The sequence below is a fragment of the Mitsuaria sp. PDC51 genome, assembly GCF_900113225.1.
Classification (GTDB): Bacteria; Pseudomonadota; Gammaproteobacteria; order Burkholderiales; family Burkholderiaceae_C; genus Roseateles.
Window position 1 is genome coordinate 204456 of sequence record NZ_FOZE01000001.1, and the last position, 17485, is coordinate 221940.

Here is a 17485-nt window from a genome sequence, read left to right on the forward strand (position 1 = left end):
TGGCCCGATGAATCGCACCCGAATCGTCACGGGCGTCCTCATCGCCGCCGTACTGGGCCTGGGACCGTCCACCGCCTCCGTCGCGTTCGCGCAGGCGTCGCCGACCTCTTCCTCCCAGGTCGCCCCGGCCGCGAAGCCCGTCCCGGCGGCGAAGCCCGCTCCGACCGCGACGGTCGCGCCGGTCCCACGGATCGCGCCAGCAGTACCGGCCGCCCCGGCGGCCTCCGCCATCGGCACGGACGAGGAAGCCGCGCCCGGCGGCCGTCCGCTGCGGCCGCTGAGCAACGACATCGCGGAGCGCGTCCAGGCCTGCACGCTGTGCCACGGCCCGCAGGGCCGGGCGACGCCGCAGGGCTATTTCCCGCGGCTGGCGGGCAAGCCGGCGGGTTATCTCTTCAACCAGCTGCAGGCCTTCCGCGACGGGCGTCGCCATCACGCGCTGATGGCCGGGCTGCTGCGCAACATGAGCGACGACTACCTGCGCGAGATCGCCGGCTATTTCGCCGCGCTCGACGTCCCGTATCCGGCGCCCGCGCCGTCCGGGCTCGGCGCCGAGCAGCAGGCCCGGGCCGAGCGGCTGGTGACGCAGGGCGATCCGTCGCGCCGCGTGCCGGCGTGCACCGCCTGCCACGGGCCGTCGATGGCGGGTCGCCAGCCGGCGATCCCTGGCCTCTTGGGATTGCCGCGCGACTACCTCGTCGGGCAGCTCGGCGCCTGGCGCAACGGACTGCGGCGCGCGCACGCACCGGACTGCATGGCCGACGTGGCCCGGGCGCTGTCGGCCGACGACGTCGCCGTGGTCGCGAGCTGGCTCGCGGCACGACCGGCGGGTGCGCATCCGGAGCCGCCGTCATCGGCGCCGCTCCCGGTGGCTTGCGGAGGCCTCGCGCCATGAGCGGGCCGGAACACGCATCGGGGGCGGCGCCCCGCGACGCCGGCACGTGGCCGGCGCAGGACCCGGCGCGGCCGATGAAGACCTTCCTGCGCGGACTGCTCGGCCTGGCGATCGCGCTGCCCGTGATGGCGCTGCTGTTGATCGCGGGTGCCTGGGGACGGGAGCTCTGGCTGTCCGGCCGTCCGGCCCTGTCCGGCGCCGAGGACACCAACCCCGCGCTGATCGCGCGCGGCGCCTACCTGGCGCGCATCGCCAACTGCGCCGGCTGCCACAGTCCGCGCGGCGGCGCGCCGCTGGCGGGCGGGCTGCCGCTGGGCACGCCCTTCGGCACGCTGTTCAGCAGCAACCTCACGCCCGATCCGGAAACCGGCCTGGGTCGCTGGTCCGCCGACGACTTCTGGCGCGCGATGCACCACGGCCGCAGCCGCGATGGACGGCTGCTCTATCCGGCCTTTCCGTACACCAGCTACACGGCGATGTCGCGCGAGGATGCCGATGCGATCTTCGCGTGGCTGCGCCAGCAGCCGGCGGTCCGGCAGGCCGCGCCGGCCCACCAGCTCGGCTGGCCCTATCGCTGGCAGACCGCGCTGGCGGTGTGGCGCCTGATGTACTTCACGCCCGGCGATGCGCCGTCGCAGGACGAGCCCGGCGCCGATCGCGGCGCGTCGCGCGGGGAGGGCCCCCAGGCGGTGATCGCGCGCGGCCGCTATCTGGTCCAGGCGGTGGGTCATTGCGCCGAATGCCATGCGCCGCGCAACCGGCTGGGCGCGCTGCGGGACGCGACGGGGCTGCGCGGCGGCTGGGTCGGCGTGCAGGGCTGGACGGCGCCGTCGCTGGCGAATCCGCGGGCCGCGGGCGTGCAGGACTGGTCCGAGGACGAGGTGGCGCACTGGCTGCGCGCCGGCTGGTCGCCGCGCGGCGCGGCGCTGGGGCCGATGGCCGATGTCGTCGCCGAGAGCCTGCAGCATCTGAGCGAAGCGGACGCGCGCGCGATCGCCGTCTACCTGCGCGGCCTGCCCCGCGAGGCGACCACGCCGGCCGAATTCAAGCCGGCGCCGCCGGCGCAGCTGGACCTCGGCCGCCAGGTCTATGCGAAGCACTGCGCCGATTGCCACGGCGACCAGGGCCAGGGACGGCGCATCGACGGCCAGCCTGCCTATCCGCCGCTGGCCGGCAACCGCGCCGTCACGCTCGACGCGCCGCAGAACCTGCTGCAGACGCTGGCCGACGGCGGCTACGCGCCGACCACCGCCGCCCACCCCCGGCCCTACGGCATGCCGCCGTGGCGGCAGGTGCTGAGCGAGGAGGAGATGGCCGCGGTCGCGACGGTCATCCGTCAGAGCTGGGGCAACCAGGCGCCGGCGGTGACGGCGCAGGACGTGCTGCGCTTGAGATGATTCACGGCCCCCGAGGGGCTGCTCTCCGAGCGGGCTGAACGGGCGCCTTTCGCCTGGGCGAGCCACCCTGACTGACCGCAAGACTGCGCAGCAGCATCGACATGCCTTCTTCCAGGTCCTCCTGGAATCGATACCGCAGTGGCGCCAGTTCCTCGCGTGCGATGACCGCCGCGGCGACTTCCCCCTGGACAGCCAGTGGCCACAGACCGATCAGCAGCGGCAGTGCGAGGTGGATGAACCTGTCGAACGTCGCGGCCGAAATGCTTGGCACGCTGACATGGAAAGCCATCGCAGTTTCTTGACGCACCGCCAGCAGGCCGTGCTTGAACTGGACCATGCGTTCGAAGGAGACGTTGCGCTCGAGGATGGACGGGAAGATGCTGGTGAGCCGGCACAGCAGCGGACGTGCCACGAAGGTCGACGAGAACACCCCGGCGATGTGTTCGATGGTCCCTTTGCGCTTGCCGCCGCGGTTGAGCGCCTGGACCAGTTCGCCCTGCCAGGCCATGAACTCCTCGACCAGGACATCGAGCAGGACGGCTTCGCTGCTCTCGAAGTAGCGGTAGACATTGGACTTGGTCATGCCGGCCTTGCGGGCCAGCTCATTGATGCCCAGGGCGTGCACGTCCGGGATCTCCAGCAGCAGGGACTTTGCTGTGTCGAGCAGCTGACGCCGGCGCTCCTCCTTTTGCTCAGGAGATCGCGCGCGTAAATAAGGTGGTGGCGGCTTCATCCCTGTATCTTAGAAACAACACAAGAGACTGCCGGTCTGCTAAACTGAGGACCATCGGTCTCTTATTTGCTCGACGACGAGCGACGCAGGGGTTTGGCCATGGTTACGCGAAGAACTGTGTTGCTCGGCAGTGCCGGCTTGGCGGGCGCGCTGGGGGCGCTGATGGTGGGCTGGACGGCGATGCCGCCCAGGCCGCGCCTGGTCACGTCCGATCCGCTGCCGACCGGCCCGGGACAGTCGGCGCTGAACGGTTGGGTCAAGATCGGAGCGGACAACACGGTCGGCATCGTGATGTGCAAGGCCGAGATGGGGCAGGGCATCTACACCGGTCTGGCGATGGTGCTGGCGGAGGAACTTGATGCCGATTGGGCGCAGGTTCGCGTTGAACAGGCGCCCATCGACAAGATCTATCAGAACGTCGCTGGAATCGTCGAAAGCCTGCCCTTCCACCCCGATGACCATGGCACGCTGAAGGCCATCGCCGAGCGGATCACCGGCAAGGCGATGCGCGAGTTCGGTCTGATGCTCACGGGGACTTCCTCCAGCATGAGGGATCTCTGGTTGCCGATGCGCCAAGCCGGCGCGTCAGCGCGAGCGATGCTGTTGGCCGCCGCGTCCCAGGAATGGGGAGTGAAGGCGAGGGAATGCCGCGTTGAGGCAGGCCGCGTGATGCACCCGTCCGGCAGGAGCGCATCCTTCGGAGAATTGGCGGCCGCAGCGGCGAGCCAGCCATTGCCCGATGCCGTTGTGCTGAAGGATCCCAAGACCTTCAAGTTGATTGGCAAACCGCGTAAACGCCTCGAAGCCGCGTCGAAGATGGACGGCAGCGCACGCTTTGGCATCGACGTGCTGCAGCCCGGCATGCAATACGCCAGCGTGGAAATGTGCCCGACCCTGGGCGGTCGCGTCGCCAGCTTCGACGCCACCGACGCGCAGAAGTTGCCTGGTGTGAGGAAGGTGCTTGCGCTGCCGCCGCTCTACGGCAGCACCGGTGGCGTCGCGGTGATTGCCGACACGCCCTACCACGCGATGCGCGCCGTCAAGGCGGTGCGCGTCGAGTGGGACGATGGGGTGGCGGCGAACTTGTCCTCCGATGAGATCTATCAGCGTCTGGCGCAATCGCTGGACACAGACGAAGGCTTCCACTTCTACAAGCATGGTGACGTCGATGCCGCGCTCAAGAGCGCCGTGAAGACCGTCAAGGCCGAGTACCGCGCGCCATATCTGGCCCACACGACGATGGAGCCGATGAACTGCACTGTCCAGTTCAAGGAGGGGCGCGCCACCGTATGGGCCGCTACGCAGGTTCCCGACATGGCGCGTCGCTCCGTGGCCAAGGTTCTGGGCCTCGCGGTCGAACAGGTCGACGTGCAGACGCAGCTGCTTGGTGGCGGTTTCGGCCGGCGCTGTGAAGTCGACGTCATCGCCCAGGCGGCGGCCATCGCCCGCGAGTCGGGCGGAGCGCCGGTCCAGGTGATCTGGTCGCGCGAGCAGGACACGACGCATGACTTCTACCGTCCGGCATGCGTCTCGCGTTTCCAGGCCGGGCTTGACGCCTCCGGCCAGTTGCTGGGCTGGCTGAACACCTCGGCCGGTCAGGCCATCATGCCGCAGGTCATCGAGCGCATGCTCGGCTTGCGCGCCGCCGTGCCCGACCGGACCACCTCGGAAGGCGCCTTCGACCAGCCCTACGAGTGGCCCTCGGCACGCATCGGCCACGAGGCCGTGGAGTTGCCCGTGCCGGTCGGCTTCTGGCGCTCCGTCGGGCATTCGCACCACGCCTTCTTCAAGGAGAGCTTCCTCGATGAAGTGGCCCACGCCGCCGGGCGCGATCCAGTGGCCTTCCGCGCCGCGCTGCTGGCCAGGCATCCTCGGCACTTGAAGGTGCTGCAGCGCGCTGCCGAGTTGTCGGGCTGGGGCCAGCCCCTGCCTGCGGCCGCCGATGGCACCCAGCGTGCCCGTGGCGTGGCCCTGCATCAGTCTTTCGGCTCCATCGTGGCGCAGGTGGCGGAGGTGTCGGTGTCCCCCGACAAGCGCATCCGCGTCCACCGTGTGACCTGCGTGATCGACTGCGGCCTCGCCATCAACCCGAACCTGGTGCGCCAACAGATGGAAAGCGGCATCGTCTACGGCTTGTCGGCCGCGTTGAACGATGAGGTGCGCATCGAGAAGGGGCAGGTCCAGCAGACCAACTTCCACAACAACCCCGTGCTGCGCTTCGATGAATGTCCGGTGATCGACACCGAAGTCATCGCCAGCGACGAAAACCCCGAAGGCGTCGGCGAACCCGGTACGCCGCCGGTCGCCCCGGCCGTGGCGAACGCCCTGTTCACCCTCACCGGCCAGCGGCTGCGCCGCCTGCCACTGAAGCTGGCTTGACCCGGAGAAGTCTCATGACCCCGTTGACGATCAATCGCAAGCCTGTGGAAGTGCTGGCCGAGCCCGACACACCGCTGTTGTGGGTGTTGCGTGGCGAGCTGCAGCTGACCGGCACCAAGTTCGGTTGCGGCATGGCGCTGTGCGGCGCATGCACCGTGCACATCGATGGCGAGCCGACGCGCTCCTGCGTCACGCCGATCTCGGCGGTCGGCCTGCGCGAGGTGACCACCATCGAAGGGCTGTCCGGGCCGCAGGTGGCCACGCTGAAGGCGGCGTGGACCGATGTCGACGTGGTGCAGTGCGGCTACTGCCAGAGCGGGCAACTGATGGCCGCGGCTGCGCTGCTGAGGCAGAACCCCAAGCCGACCGATGCGGACATCGACGCCGCCATGGCCGGCAACATCTGCCGCTGCGGTACCTACCCGCGCATCCGTGCGGCCATCCATCAAGCGGCCGCGATGGCCGCAGCGTGAGCGGACCGGCACCCACGGCCACCTTCGGGAGAGAGCATGTCGACATTCCCACCCACCCGCGGCTTCGGCGTGGGCCGCATGAAAACCGCCGGGATGCTCGTCGCCGGCGGCTGGCTGCTGGTGGCCGGCTGGGTTCAGGCACAGCCCGCCGCCGCCAGTGCGCCGGCCACCACCTTGCGCTCGCCGTCGCAGTTCTCGAGCATCGCGGATGACAAGGCACGGTCGCAGGCCCTGTTTGTCGAAGCGGGCAAGGTGATCCAGCATCCCCGCTGTCTGAACTGCCATCCGAATGGCAACCGCCCACTGCAGGGCGACGGCATGCAGCTGCACCAGCCGTTGGTCTTGCGCGGCAAGGACGGTTTCGGCACCACGGCGATGCGTTGCGCCAGCTGCCACGGCGCCCAGAACTTCCAAGCGACGCGGAGTTTCAGCGTGCCGGGCAACGAGCATTGGCACCTGGCGCCGCTCGAGATGGCCTGGCACGGCCGTGCCCTCGGCGAGATCTGCAAGCAGCTGAAAGACCGATCACGCAACGGTGGCAAGACGATGGACCAGATCATCGACCACATGGCGCGCGATGAGTTGGTCGGCTGGGCCTGGTCTCCCGGTGCCGGCCGCGCGCCGGCGCCGGGCACCCAGAAGGAATTCACCGATCTGATCAAAGCCTGGGCGGACAGCGGCGCGCACTGTCCAACATAGCGTGCCTGTGGCGGGGTTCGGGCTCCGCGCGGCGGGCGCGGCATATGGGGACGGGCCACCCTCGATTTCAAGATCTTGAAGCGCGACCGGGCGCTCCTAGTTGGGGAGTCATGGCGGACACCCCGCCGCGACCCATCCGCAGGAAGCCAAGGAGCCCCGCATGTACCGTCAACTGTTTGCCCGTGAACTGTTCAACGACCTGGACCGCTTCCAGCGCGAGATGAGCAGCCTGTTCGAAGCCACTGCCGGCCGTGGCGTCGCGCGCGGGGGTTATCCGGCCCTCAACGTGGGCCTGTCGCCGGAGGCGGTGGAGGTCTATGCCTTCGCCCCCGGCCTGGACCCGGCCACGATCGGCGTGGACCTGGACCGCGGCGTGCTGAGCCTGTCCGGCGAGCGCGTGTCGCCGCTGGCCGCCAAGCCGTCCGCGACCGAGGGCGACGGCGAGACCGCGGCCCAACCAGCCGCGTCGGCCGGCAAGACCATCGTCCACCAGCGCGAGCGCTTCGCCGGCAAGTTCCGCCGCGTCGTCAGCCTGCCCGATGACATCGATCCGGAGCAGGTGACCGCGTCCTACAAGGACGGCGTGCTGCGCGTCAGCGTCAAGCGCCGTCCCGCGCCGCAGCCCCGCCGCATCGACATCCACTGATCCACGCCCGCCGCGATCAAGTCCCCGGAACCCGAGACGAAAGCATTTCATGAGCACGACCGCCGTTCACACCCCCGCCACCGACACCGCCAGCGTGTCGGCTTCGACCGCCACCGCCACCGCCGCCTCGACGCAGGCCGCGCGCCGACGCGACGACTACGCGATCCAGCCCGCCGTCGACGTGATCGAGGACGCGCAAGGCCTGACGCTGTTCGCCGACCTGCCCGGCGTGCCGCGCGAGCAGCTGCAGTTGCGCGTCGACCAGGACCGCCTGGTCATCGAGGCCGAGATGCAGCTGGACCTGCCCGCCGGACTGGCCGCCGGCCATGTCGAGGTGTCGCGCCAGTTCTATCGCCGCGCGTTCACGCTGAGCAAGGAACTCGACGCCGACCAGATCAGCGCCGAACTGAATCACGGCGTGCTGCGGGTGCGCATCCCCAAGGCAGCGCACGCGCAGCCGCGCAAGATCGACGTCAAGCTGAGCTGATCTCGCCGGGCGCGCCGGCCTGCCTCGGGCCGGCCGCGATCGTCGACATGACACGGGCTCCCAGTCGGGAGCCCGTGTCGCGTCCGGGGCCCCGACCTCTGTCGGTTTGGATCGGACGCCGCGCGACGTGTGCGGCGCGTTCTCAGAACCGGTACAGCCGACGCGCGTTGCCGGCCCGCAGCGCATCGAGCGTCCCGCTCGTTCCCACCGCGTCCTCGAGCCATGCGGGCGAGGTCGACGCGTCCCGCGCCTGCTCGTGCGCGGTGCAGGGCCAGTCGCTGCCCCACATCAGGCGCCCCGGGCCGATCAGGTCCCGCCAGCGGGACAGCAGCGCCGTCGCCTCGCAGCCGGCCGCCAGGCGATAGGGCGCGCTGAGCTTCACATGCAGCCGATCCCGCTGGGCGGGTGCCAAGGCCTTGAGCTCCGACGCCGCCGCGGGCTTGCCGAAGTGGTCCGCGACGACGGTCAGCGCCTGCGGTATCCGGGCCAGGACTTCCGCCAGCCGGCCGTGGTCCGTGTGGACCTGCACATGCCAGTCCAGCGCCTGGAGGCGCTCGAACAGCGGATGCCATTCCGCGCCCAGCCGGTGATCGCCGCCCACGAGATTGAGCCGCACGCCGCGCACGCCCAGCGTCTGCATGCGCTCAAGTTCAGCCATGGCGATGTCTGGCGCGACCACGACCACGCCGCGCAGTCGTCCGGCCTGCTCCGCCAGCAGCCGCAGCAGGTGGGTGTTGTCGGTGCCCAGGAAGCTTGGCTGCACGAGCACGCCCTGCGTGACGCTATGAGGCACCGTCGCCGCGACCCAGGCCTCCAGCGGCGCCGCGTAGGCCGGCACATACCGCGCGCCGGGCGCGCCCGTGCTGGTCAGCGGGAAGGCGTGGAAATGGGCGTCGACCACGCCCGCGCCGGGCGCGGGCTTGACGTCGGAAGGGGGCGTCGGCATCATGCGCGGATTCTAGTCCTATAGAGGACTATAGGAAAACCACCTTGGACACAGGACTTCCGAACGCGGCCGGCGTGAGCCGGTATGCCCAGCTCGCGCAGGAGCTGCGCCAGCGCATCGTCGGTGGGGAATGGGCTGCCGGCGCGGCCATTCCCGCCGAGACCGAACTGGCGGAACGCTTCGGCGTGGCGCTGGGCACGGTGCGTCAGGCCGTGGCCATGCTTGCCGCCGAAGGCATCGTCCAGCGCGTGCATGGCAAGGGGACCTTCGTCACGCAGGGGCTGAACGGCCCGTCGCTGCTGCGCTTCTTCCGCTTCCGCGGGCCGACGGACGAGCCGCCGACGGCTCGCGTCCATCGCTGCCAGACGGTGCGGCTGCGCGCGGCCGAAGCGCTGGCCCTGGGCCAGCAGACCGGCGACGCGGCGCTGCGGGTGCAGCGGGTCCGGCTGCTGGCGGGGCGGCCGGTGCTGGCCGAGGACCTGCTGCTGCCGCTGGCCCGCTTCGAGGCGCTGCGCGCGCTCCCGACCCGCGAGTGGGAGGACCTGCTTTATCCGATGCTGGCTCGGCTCTGCGGCGTGACCGTGGCGCGGGCCAATGACGAGCTGAGCTTCGGGCACCTGGACGCGGCCACCGCCGCGCTGCTGGACCTGCCCGAGGGCGCGCCCGCGATCCGGGTCGACCGGCAGGCCTTCGACCTGGGCGGCCATTGCATCGAGCTGCGCACCACCTGGGGCGACGCGACCGCCTTCCACTACAGCGCCGAGATGCGCTGATCGCTTTATCAGGAGACCACGATGATCGGACGACGCCCTGCCGTGATGACGGCACTTGCCCTGGCCTGCGGCCTGTCGACGGGTGCCTGGGCGCAAGCCTGGCCCAGCAAGCCGGTGACCTTGATGGTCAGCTACCCGCCGGGCGGCGGCGCCGACCTGATCGCACGGCTGATCGCGCCCAAGCTGGGCGAGGCGCTCGGCCAGACCGTCATCATCGAGAACCGCCCCGGCGGCAGCGGCCAGATCGCCGCCGGCGCCGTGGCGCGCGCGCCGGCCGACGGCTACACGCTGCTGTTCGACGCCTCGTCCTACGCGGTCACGCCGACGCTGTTCCCGAACTCGCCCTACAAGCAGGGCAAGGCCTTCAAGACGGTCGCGGTCACGGCGCTGTTCCCCAACGTGGTCCTGGTCAACGCCCAGTTCCCCGCGAAGACGGCCGCTGAGCTGGTCGCCGCGGCCAGGGTGAAGACCGACCAGGTGGCCTTCGCGTCGTCGGGCAACGGCTCGGCGCAGCACATCGCCGGCGTGCTGTTCGAGCAGGCCGCGAAGGTCGAGATGATGCATGTGCCCTACAAGGGCGGCGGTCCGGCGCTGACCGATGTCATCGGCGGCCAGGTGCCGGTGTTCTTCGGCAACGTGGCCTCGACGCTGCAGTACGTGAAGCAGGGCAAGCTGCGCCCGCTGGCGGTGAGCGGCCGCCAGCGCTCGGCGGCGCTGCCCGAGGTGCCCACCGGCGCCGAGGCCGGCCTGCCCGGCTTCGAGATGTACGAGTGGAACGGCCTGTTCGCGCCGGCGGGGACGCCGGCACCGGTGGTCGAGCGCCTGTCGCGGGCCGTCCAGCAGGCGCTGGCCGCGCCGGAAGTGAAGGCCCGGATCGTGGAACTGGGCGGCGAGCCCTTCGCCGGCGGCGTCGCCGAGTCCGGCAAGTTCGTCGAGGCCGAGCTCAAGCGGATGTCGACCCTCATCAAGGAGCGGCACATCACGGTGGAGTGATCACGGTGGCGTGATCGCCGCGGCGTGATCGCCCGCGCGGCGTCGCCGGGCGATCAGTTCAGCCGCGACACCGGCATCTCCGCCTCGGGCGGCGTCGCCATCGCGGCGAACGCCGCCTCCGCGGCCTGGCCCGCGCGCGCCGCGTCGTCCAGGCTGACCTGCATGCGGCGCCGCATCCACGGCCGGATGTCCTCCAGCGGGCCGACGTCCGGCAGCAGGCTCCAGTCCTGCAGCGCCTGCACCGCGTGCGGCACCGGCTCCTGGCCGGCCAGCGCGCGCTGCAGCTTCGCGGCCGCGGCCGGCATCTCGGCCATCAGGTCGCCGTCCAGCTCCTTGCCGCGCCGCATCAGGCTCTGCCGCATCATCGACAGGTGGGCCATCAGGCGGTAGCCGTGGTCCAGCACCGCATTGAGTTCGTCCTGCGGCGGCCGCACCCGGCGCGGTTCCGCCGCGCTGCGCTGCAGGGCCGCGGACAGCGCCGCCAGCGCGTCATAGGCCTGGCGCCGCGCCATGCGCTGGGTGAGCGCGCCCGCGGGCGTCATCGCCGCGGTCATCGCCTGCAGCGCGTACTGCTGCAGCGCGTGCTGCGCCCGCTTCAGCGCGCGCGGCAGGTTGCGCCGCTCCCAGGCCGGCAGCACGTAGCTGAAGGCCCAGGCCAGGACCGCGCCCAGCACCGTGTCGGCCAGCCGCTCCGAGACCGCGATCCCGTGCGACGGATCGGCCAGGTGCGACTGCAGCAGGGCCAGCATCGTCGCGGCGATGGCGGTGACCAGGTAGCGGCGGGTGACGAACGCATGCGCGATGCCGACCGCCACCTGCAGCACGACGATCCACAGCGTCTGGCTGGGGATCAGCGACAGCGCCAGCATCAGCCCGCAACCGATCGCCGTGCCCAGCACCCGCAGGTTGCGGCGCTCCAGCGTCTGGTCCAGGCTGCCGCGCAGCACGACGGCCACCGACAGCACCAGCCAGTGCGGATGGGAGGCCCAGGGCAGCGCCAGCGCGATGAAGTAGGCCGAGGCCAGCGCCAGCGTGCTGCGCAGCGCGTGCCGCAGCACCGGTGAGTCCAGGTGCAGCTGCGCCCGCAGCAGGCCCATGGGCCAGCCGACCGGCGTGACGAACTGGCGCAGCGTGCCGGCGTCCAGCGCCAGCGGGGGCACCGGCTGGGCGAGGTCGAGCGCGCGGCCCATCGCCAGCACCTCGCCGTCCAGGTGCGAGAGCCGGTCCTGCAGCACCAGCTGCAATCGGGTGCGCGGATCCTGCGGCGGCAGCTCCGGCCAGCGTGTCGGCCGCACCGTGTTCATCGCGGGGGCGCGCTCGTCGAGCAGCGCATCGCGGTACTCGTCCAGCAGCACGCCCAGCGCCTTGAGCCGGCCCACCAGCGCCGCGCGCATCTGCTGCCCGACCGGGTCCTCGCCCAGCAGTTCCAGGTCGAGCCGGCTGGCCAGCATCAGGTCGCGCAGCTCCACCACGTGCAGCAGCACGGCGGCGCTGCGCGGATCGGTGCGGGCGCGCGGGAACACCTGGTCGCGCGCGGTCTGCAGCAGCTCGGCGAGCTGGGCCTCGTTGCCCAGCCAGTCGCGCATCGCATGGGCCGCGCCGCCGCTGCCCAGCAGCTCGGCGCGAGCGGTCAGCAGCTGGGCCAGGCCGTGCAGCGCCTCGGCCAGCGCGAGGCGATGGAAGCGCCGCTGCAGCAGCGCGCTGGTCAGCACGCTCCACAGCAGGTAGAGCGCGATGCCGGCCGCGCCGCTGGCCAGCACCACCGGCAGCGGCTGCGGCGGCCAGGCCAGCGCGAAGACCATGGCCAGGATGGGTGCGAACGAGACCGGGCCCGCGCGCGGGCCCCAGCTCAGCAGCAAGGCGCTGCCGAAGGCGAGCGCGGCCACCAGCACGCCCATCGCGATGCGGTAGGGATGCAGCACCGCGACCAGCCCGACCGCCAGCAGCGACATCGCGCCGGCGGTGAGCACCCGGTTGCGGTTGCGCCGGACGGTGCCCGGCAGATCGGCCAGGCTGGCACAGATGGCGCAGGCCATCGCCAGCTGCGAGGCGACGTGCGACAGCGCGGCGGGCGCCGCGTGCGACACGATCGCCTGCACCAGCATCACCCCCAGGGCGACGCTGAGGCCGTTCCACCAGTGCGCCGGCCAGTGACGCCAGCGACCGGCCGCCATCAGGCTTCCCGGACGCGCTGGTTCAGGTGGGCCAGGGCTTCCTCGACCTGGTCGACCAGCACCAGGCACAGGTCGCCCGGCTGCAGGCGTTCCAGCGCGCGGTCGATCGCGACGAACTCGCCGCGGATCTCCTCGATGTGCTTCGTCCGGGTCGCGCCCTTGAGGCCTTCCTGCAGCAGCGCCAGGACCTCGCCGTCCTCGCGCCCGCGCTGGCAGGCGTCCTGGAACAGGATGGCCTCGTCGAAGGCCTCGCCCAGGATCTGCGTCTGGATGCGGATGTCCTCGTCGCGGCGGTCGCCGGCGCCCGAGATCACCACCGAGCGCTTGTTGGCCGGCAGCGCCTGCACCGCCTGCACCAGCGCGCGCATCGCGTCGCCGTTGTGGCCGTAGTCGGCGATGACGGTCGCGCCGCGGTAGTCCATCACATTGAAGCGGCCCGGCACGCTGTCCGGGTCGCTCATGAAGCTGGCCAGCCCGCGCCGGATCGTGTCCCAGTCCAGGCCCACGCCCCAGGCCGCCGCCACCGAGGCCATCGCGTTCTCGTTCTGGAACGGGATCGCGCCGCCGCGGGTGAAGGGGATGTCGCGCAGCGGGATGGACTCGCGCCACGCGCCCTGCGCCGCGACCAGCGCGTCGCCGTCGATGTAGACGCAGCGCTTGCCCTGCGCGCGGTGGGTCGCCATCAGCGGATGGTGACGGTCGCTGGCGAAGAAGATCACCTGGCCCGGGCAGACCTCGGCCATCTTGGCCACGACCGGGTCGGCGGCGTTGAGCACCGCATAACCGTTGTCGGCCACGTTCTGCACGATCACGCGCTTGACCAGCGCCAGTTCCTCGACGGTGTTGAGGAAGTTCATGCCCAGGTGGTCGCCTTCGCCCAGGTTGGTCACCACCGCCACCTGGCAGCGGTCGAAGCCCAGGCCCTCGCGCAGCACGCCGCCGCGCGCGGTCTCGAAGACCGCCGCCTCGACGTCCGGATGCATCAGCACGTTGCGGGCGCTCTTCGGGCCGGAGCAGTCGCCGCTGTCGGTCTGGCGGCCGTCGACGTAGACGCCGTCGGTGTTGGTCATGCCCACGCGCAGGCCCTGCGTCGCGAACATGTGCGCCACCAGGCGCGAGGTCGTCGTCTTGCCGTTGGTGCCTGTGACCGCGACGATGGGGATGCGGCCGTCCTCGTTCGCGCTGCCGCGGTTGCCCGGGCCGTAGATGCTCGAGATGATGGCCTCGCCGACGTCGCGGCCCTTGCCGTAGGACGGGCTCAGGTGCATGCGCAGCCCCGGCGCGGCGTTGACCTCGACGATGCCGCCGCTCTGCTCCTCGAGCGGCTTGTGCACGCTCTCGGCCACCACGTCGACGCCGCAGACATGCAGGCCGACGACCGTGGCCGCCGCGATCGCGCGCGCCGCGACCTCGGGATGCACGTCATCGGTCACGTCGGTGGCGGTGCCGCCGGTGGACAGGTTGGCGTTGTTGCGCAGGATCACGCGGCGGCCCTTGTCGGGCACCGACTCCGGCGTCAGCCCCTGCAGGTCCAGGCGCGCGATGGCGATGTCGTCCAGGCGGATCTTCGTCAGCGAGGTCGCATGGCCGTCGCCGCGGCGCGGGTCCTCGTTGACCTTGTCGACCAACTGGCGCACCGTGTGCACGCCGTCGCCGATCACGTTGGGCGGATCGCGGCGGGCCGCGGCCACCAGCTTGTCGCCGACCACCAGCAGGCGGTAGTCGCTGCCGGGCAGGAACTTCTCGACCATCACCGTGCCGATCTCGTCGGCCGCCTTGTAGGCCATCTCCAGATGCTCGCGGGTGGCGACGTTCACCGTCACGCCCTTGCCCTGGTTGCCGTCCAGCGGCTTGACCACGACCGGCAGGCCGATCTCCTGCGCCAGCTCCCAGGCTTCGTCGACCGAGTTCACCGGCGCGCCGATCGGCACCGGCACGCCGGCCGACTGCAGCAGGCGCTTGGACAGGTCCTTGTCCTGCGCGATCGATTCCGACACCGCGCTGGTGGCGTCGACCTCCGCCGCCCAGATGCGGCGCTGCTTGACGCCCCAGCCCAGCTGCACCAGCGAGCCCTGCGTCAGGCGACGGAACGGGATGCCGCGCTTGCAGGCGGCGTCGACGATGGAGCCGGTCGAGGGGCCGAGGCGGATGTCCTCGTCGGTCTCGCGCAGCGCCTTGATGGCGGCGTCGGCGTCGAAGGCGCCACCGGACTGGGCCGCGGCGATCAGCTCGACGGCCTTGTCGAAGGCCATGCGGCCGACGTCTTCCTCGCTGTACTCGACGACGACCTGGTAGGTGCCCGGCTCGGACGTGGTGTGGGTGTGGCTGAAGGTCACCGGGCAGCCGGCCTGGGCCTGCAGCGCGAGCGCCGCCTGCTCCAGCACATGGGCCAGCGTGATGGGCGACTTGGCGCTGCTGGCCGGCCGCAGCGGGCCGATGCCGGGGAAGCGCTCGCGCAGGCGGGCCTCGAAGCCGGCCATGTCGGCGAGCGCGCGCTCGGTCTCGCTGCAGTGCACGACCGCCTCGATGGCGGTGTGGCGGCTCCACATGTTGGGGCCGCGGAGGGCGCGGGTGCGGGAGACTTCCATCTGTCGTCTTTCGGTTCGACTGTTCTTTGAAGGGGCGATCGGAACGGCGGCCGCGCGCTTACTGCGGCAGGTCCGGCACGAAGGTGTCCAGGCCGGCGGAGATCAGCTCGGGCGAGATGCCCATCGCCCACGCGGTGGCGACGGCGGCCAGCACGGAGTCGGTGCCGATCTCCTGCCCGGCCGCGCGGAAGCGGGCCTGCAGCGAGTCGACATTGGCGCCCGAGGTTTCCGCCGTGCCCTGCGCCAGCATCGCGGCGCCGCCGCGCAGGAACACGCCGCGGCCTTCCCGCGCGCGGTGCGCGGACAGCGCCTCGTTGGCGGCGTCCAGGGCGTAGAAGATGACCTCGCCGTCGGAGAGCTCCGCCATCTCGGCCACCTTGGCCTCGTCGGCGTTGAGCACGGCGACGCCGTCGGACAGCACCACGTCGACCTGCGTGCGCAAGACCTTGAAGAGCTGGTCCTCGGTCTGGATGTCGTGCTGGTCGAGCTCGGGCACGCGACCCATGTCGGTGACGACGCCGACCTGGCAGCGGTCGTAGGCAAGGCCGTCGCCCAGGATGGTGCCGGCGCCGTTCTCCACGACGATCGCGTCGACCGCGCGGTTCATCAGCAGGCGGTGGCTGGCGGCCCAGGTCGCGCTGGGCTTGCGCTCGACGCGGCGGGTGCCCAGGAACAGGCCGGCGCCGCAGGCCAGGCCGACGTGGCGGCCGTTCAGGTGCAGCAGCCAGCCGACCAGGCGCGCGATCTGCGCCGTGCCGCGCGAGCCGGCCACGCCCACGATCGGGATGCGGCCGTTCTCGTCCTCGGCGAACAGGTGGTCGATGATGGCCTGGCCCACCGGCTGGGGCATGCCCTCGGCCGGCTTCAGGTGCATCAGCAGGCCGGGGCCGGCGTTGACTTCGACGATGGCGCCGCCGGTCTCGGACAGCGGCCGGGAGATGTCGCTGCAGACCAGGTCCACGCCGGCGATGTCCAGGCCAACGGTGCGCACCGCCAGCGAGACCGCATGGGCGACCTCGGGGTGGATCTGCGCGGTGCAGTCGATCGCGACGTTGCCGTTGCGCTGGATCAGCACGCGCCGGCCGGCCTCGGGCACGCCGTCGCCAGACAGGCCCTGGCGCTGCAGGTCCAGCAGCACGACCGGGTCGTCGCGGATGTCGATGCGGTTGAGCGGGAAGTCCTCGGTCGTGCCGCGGCGCGGATCGGTGTTGATCTGCAGGTCGATCAGCTCGACGACGCTGTGCGTGCCGTCGCCGGTGATCCAGGCTTCCTCGCCGCGCGCGGCGGCGACCACCTGGCCGCCGACCACCAGCAGGCGGTGCTCCATGCCGGGGATGTAGCTCTCGACCAGCACTTCCGAGCCTTCTTTGTCGGCCAGGTGGAAGGCGGCCTCGACATCGGCCTGGTGGCGCAGGTCCAGCGTGACGCCGCGGCCGTGGTTGCCGTCCGAGGGCTTGACGACGACCGGCAGGCCCAGGTCCTGGGCGACGTCCCAGGCCTCGGCGGCGGTCTTGACCGCCTGGCCGGCGGGCACCGGCACGCCGACCGACTTCAGCAGTTCCTTGGTCAGGTCCTTGTCGCGCGCGATGCCCTCGGCGATCGCGCTGGTCATGTCGGTCTCGGCCGTCCAGATGCGGCGCTGGCGCGCGCCGTAGCCGAGCTGGACCAGGTTGCCGTCGTTCAGGCGGATGTGGGGGATGCGGCGATCGGTCGCGGCGGCCACGATGGCGGCGGTGGAGGGACCGAGGTAGCAGTCGTCGAGCTTGTCGCGGATCGCTTCGACGGCGGCGCCGACGTCGAAGTCGTCGCCGTTGATGGTGGCCATCAGCAGCGCATGGCCCTGCTCCAGCGCGCAGCGGGCGACCTGCTCGTCGCGGGCGCGGAAGACCATGCGATAGACGCCATGCTGCGAGGTGGAGCGGGTCTGGCCGAAGCCGGTGGGCATGCCCGCCAGGTTCAGCAGCTCGATGACGACGTGCTCCAGCACATGGCCCATCCAGGTGCCTTCGGTCAGGCGCTGCAGGAAGCCGCCGCGCTCGCCCACGCCGCAGTGGTGCTCTTCCAGCGCCGGCAGCCGCTTGCACAGGCGCTCGGTGAAGCCGGGGATCAGGTTCGAGGGATGTTCCTCCAGGCCACCCAGGTCCAACCAGGTTTCCAGCACCGGACGGTAGGTCCACATGTTGGGGCCGCGCAGGTAGTTGATGCGCAGGAGCTTGATGTCGTCGTGTCGGCTCATGAGGGGTGGGAACGTGGAAGGGGGCCGCCCGGCGGACCACCGGAGAGGAATGCGAAGCACAATTGT

The 17485-nt window shown here is 71.2% G+C and carries 14 protein-coding genes; 9 read left to right on the forward strand and 5 right to left on the reverse strand.

The annotated features are described in order from the left end of the window. The first annotated feature begins 7 nt into the window (after nt 1-7). Nucleotides 8-895 (forward strand): cytochrome c4, encoded by an 888-nt coding sequence (locus BM393_RS00910; RefSeq protein WP_254783160.1) that lies wholly within the window; start codon nt 8-10, stop codon nt 893-895. After that, complete coding sequence (locus tag BM393_RS00915; protein WP_254783161.1) at nt 892-2292, forward strand: c-type cytochrome; 1401 nt, start codon at nt 892-894, stop codon at nt 2290-2292. The genes BM393_RS00910 and BM393_RS00915 overlap by 4 nt, the downstream gene beginning before the upstream one ends. A gap of 1 nt (nt 2293) precedes the next feature. Here BM393_RS00915 and BM393_RS00920 read toward each other — a convergent pair whose 3' ends face one another. Beyond that, complete coding sequence (locus BM393_RS00920; RefSeq protein WP_091720278.1) at nt 2294-3025, reverse strand: TetR/AcrR family transcriptional regulator; 732 nt, start codon at nt 3023-3025, stop codon at nt 2294-2296. 99 nt (nt 3026-3124) lie between these two features. Here BM393_RS00920 and BM393_RS00925 point away from each other — a divergent pair, with 99 nt between their 5' ends. The 5 genes from BM393_RS00925 (at nt 3125) to BM393_RS00945 (ending at nt 7709) form a co-directional block, all read left to right on the forward strand. Then, nucleotides 3125-5404, forward strand: a complete 2280-nt coding sequence (locus BM393_RS00925) for a xanthine dehydrogenase family protein molybdopterin-binding subunit (protein WP_091720289.1) — start codon at nt 3125-3127, stop codon at nt 5402-5404. Nucleotides 5405-5418: 14 nt separating this feature from the next. Further along, complete coding sequence (locus BM393_RS00930) at nt 5419-5877, forward strand: (2Fe-2S)-binding protein (protein ID WP_091720293.1); 459 nt, start codon at nt 5419-5421, stop codon at nt 5875-5877. Nucleotides 5878-5913: 36 nt separating this feature from the next. Continuing rightward, on the forward strand, nt 5914-6576 hold the full coding sequence (locus tag BM393_RS00935; RefSeq protein WP_217648366.1) for an Isoquinoline 1-oxidoreductase subunit: 663 nt from the start codon (nt 5914-5916) through the stop codon (nt 6574-6576). 160 nt (nt 6577-6736) lie between these two features. Continuing rightward, nucleotides 6737-7222 carry an Hsp20/alpha crystallin family protein gene (locus BM393_RS00940; protein WP_091720300.1) on the forward strand — a complete coding sequence of 162 codons (486 nt, stop codon included), beginning with the start codon at nt 6737-6739 and terminating at the stop codon, nt 7220-7222. Nucleotides 7223-7271: 49 nt separating this feature from the next. After that, the gene (locus BM393_RS00945; RefSeq protein ID WP_175538139.1) at nt 7272-7709 is read left to right on the forward strand and encodes an Hsp20/alpha crystallin family protein; all 438 of its coding nucleotides are present in this window, start codon (nt 7272-7274) and stop codon (nt 7707-7709) included. A 142-nt stretch (nt 7710-7851) separates the two neighbouring features. On the opposite strand, the gene BM393_RS00950 is transcribed toward BM393_RS00945, so the two are convergent. Continuing rightward, complete coding sequence (locus BM393_RS00950) at nt 7852-8658, reverse strand: amidohydrolase (protein WP_091720303.1); 807 nt, start codon at nt 8656-8658, stop codon at nt 7852-7854. A 41-nt stretch (nt 8659-8699) separates the two neighbouring features. Between BM393_RS00950 and BM393_RS00955 the strand changes: the two genes are divergently transcribed. Next, nucleotides 8700-9428 (forward strand): GntR family transcriptional regulator, encoded by a 729-nt coding sequence (locus BM393_RS00955; protein WP_091720306.1) that lies wholly within the window; start codon nt 8700-8702, stop codon nt 9426-9428. Between the two features lie 45 nt (nt 9429-9473). Then, nucleotides 9474-10421, forward strand: a complete 948-nt coding sequence (locus BM393_RS00960; protein WP_254783162.1) for a tripartite tricarboxylate transporter substrate binding protein — start codon at nt 9474-9476, stop codon at nt 10419-10421. Between the two features lie 53 nt (nt 10422-10474). On the opposite strand, the gene BM393_RS00965 is transcribed toward BM393_RS00960, so the two are convergent. The 3 genes from BM393_RS00965 to cphA (BM393_RS00975) are packed head-to-tail and all read right to left on the reverse strand — an operon-like array spanning nt 10475 to nt 17419. Beyond that, the gene (locus BM393_RS00965; RefSeq protein WP_091720315.1) at nt 10475-12595 is read right to left on the reverse strand and encodes an FUSC family protein; all 2121 of its coding nucleotides are present in this window, start codon (nt 12593-12595) and stop codon (nt 10475-10477) included. Continuing rightward, nucleotides 12595-15183: a cyanophycin synthetase gene (gene cphA, locus BM393_RS00970; RefSeq protein ID WP_091720319.1), complete on the reverse strand. Its 2589-nt coding sequence runs from the start codon at nt 15181-15183 to the stop codon at nt 12595-12597. The genes BM393_RS00965 and cphA (BM393_RS00970) overlap by 1 nt, the downstream gene beginning before the upstream one ends. A 58-nt stretch (nt 15184-15241) precedes the next feature. Beyond that, a complete protein-coding gene (gene cphA, locus BM393_RS00975; RefSeq protein ID WP_091720323.1) occupies nt 15242-17419 on the reverse strand; it encodes a cyanophycin synthetase in 2178 nt (725 codons plus the stop codon). Nucleotides 17420-17485: the final 66 nt, after the last annotated feature.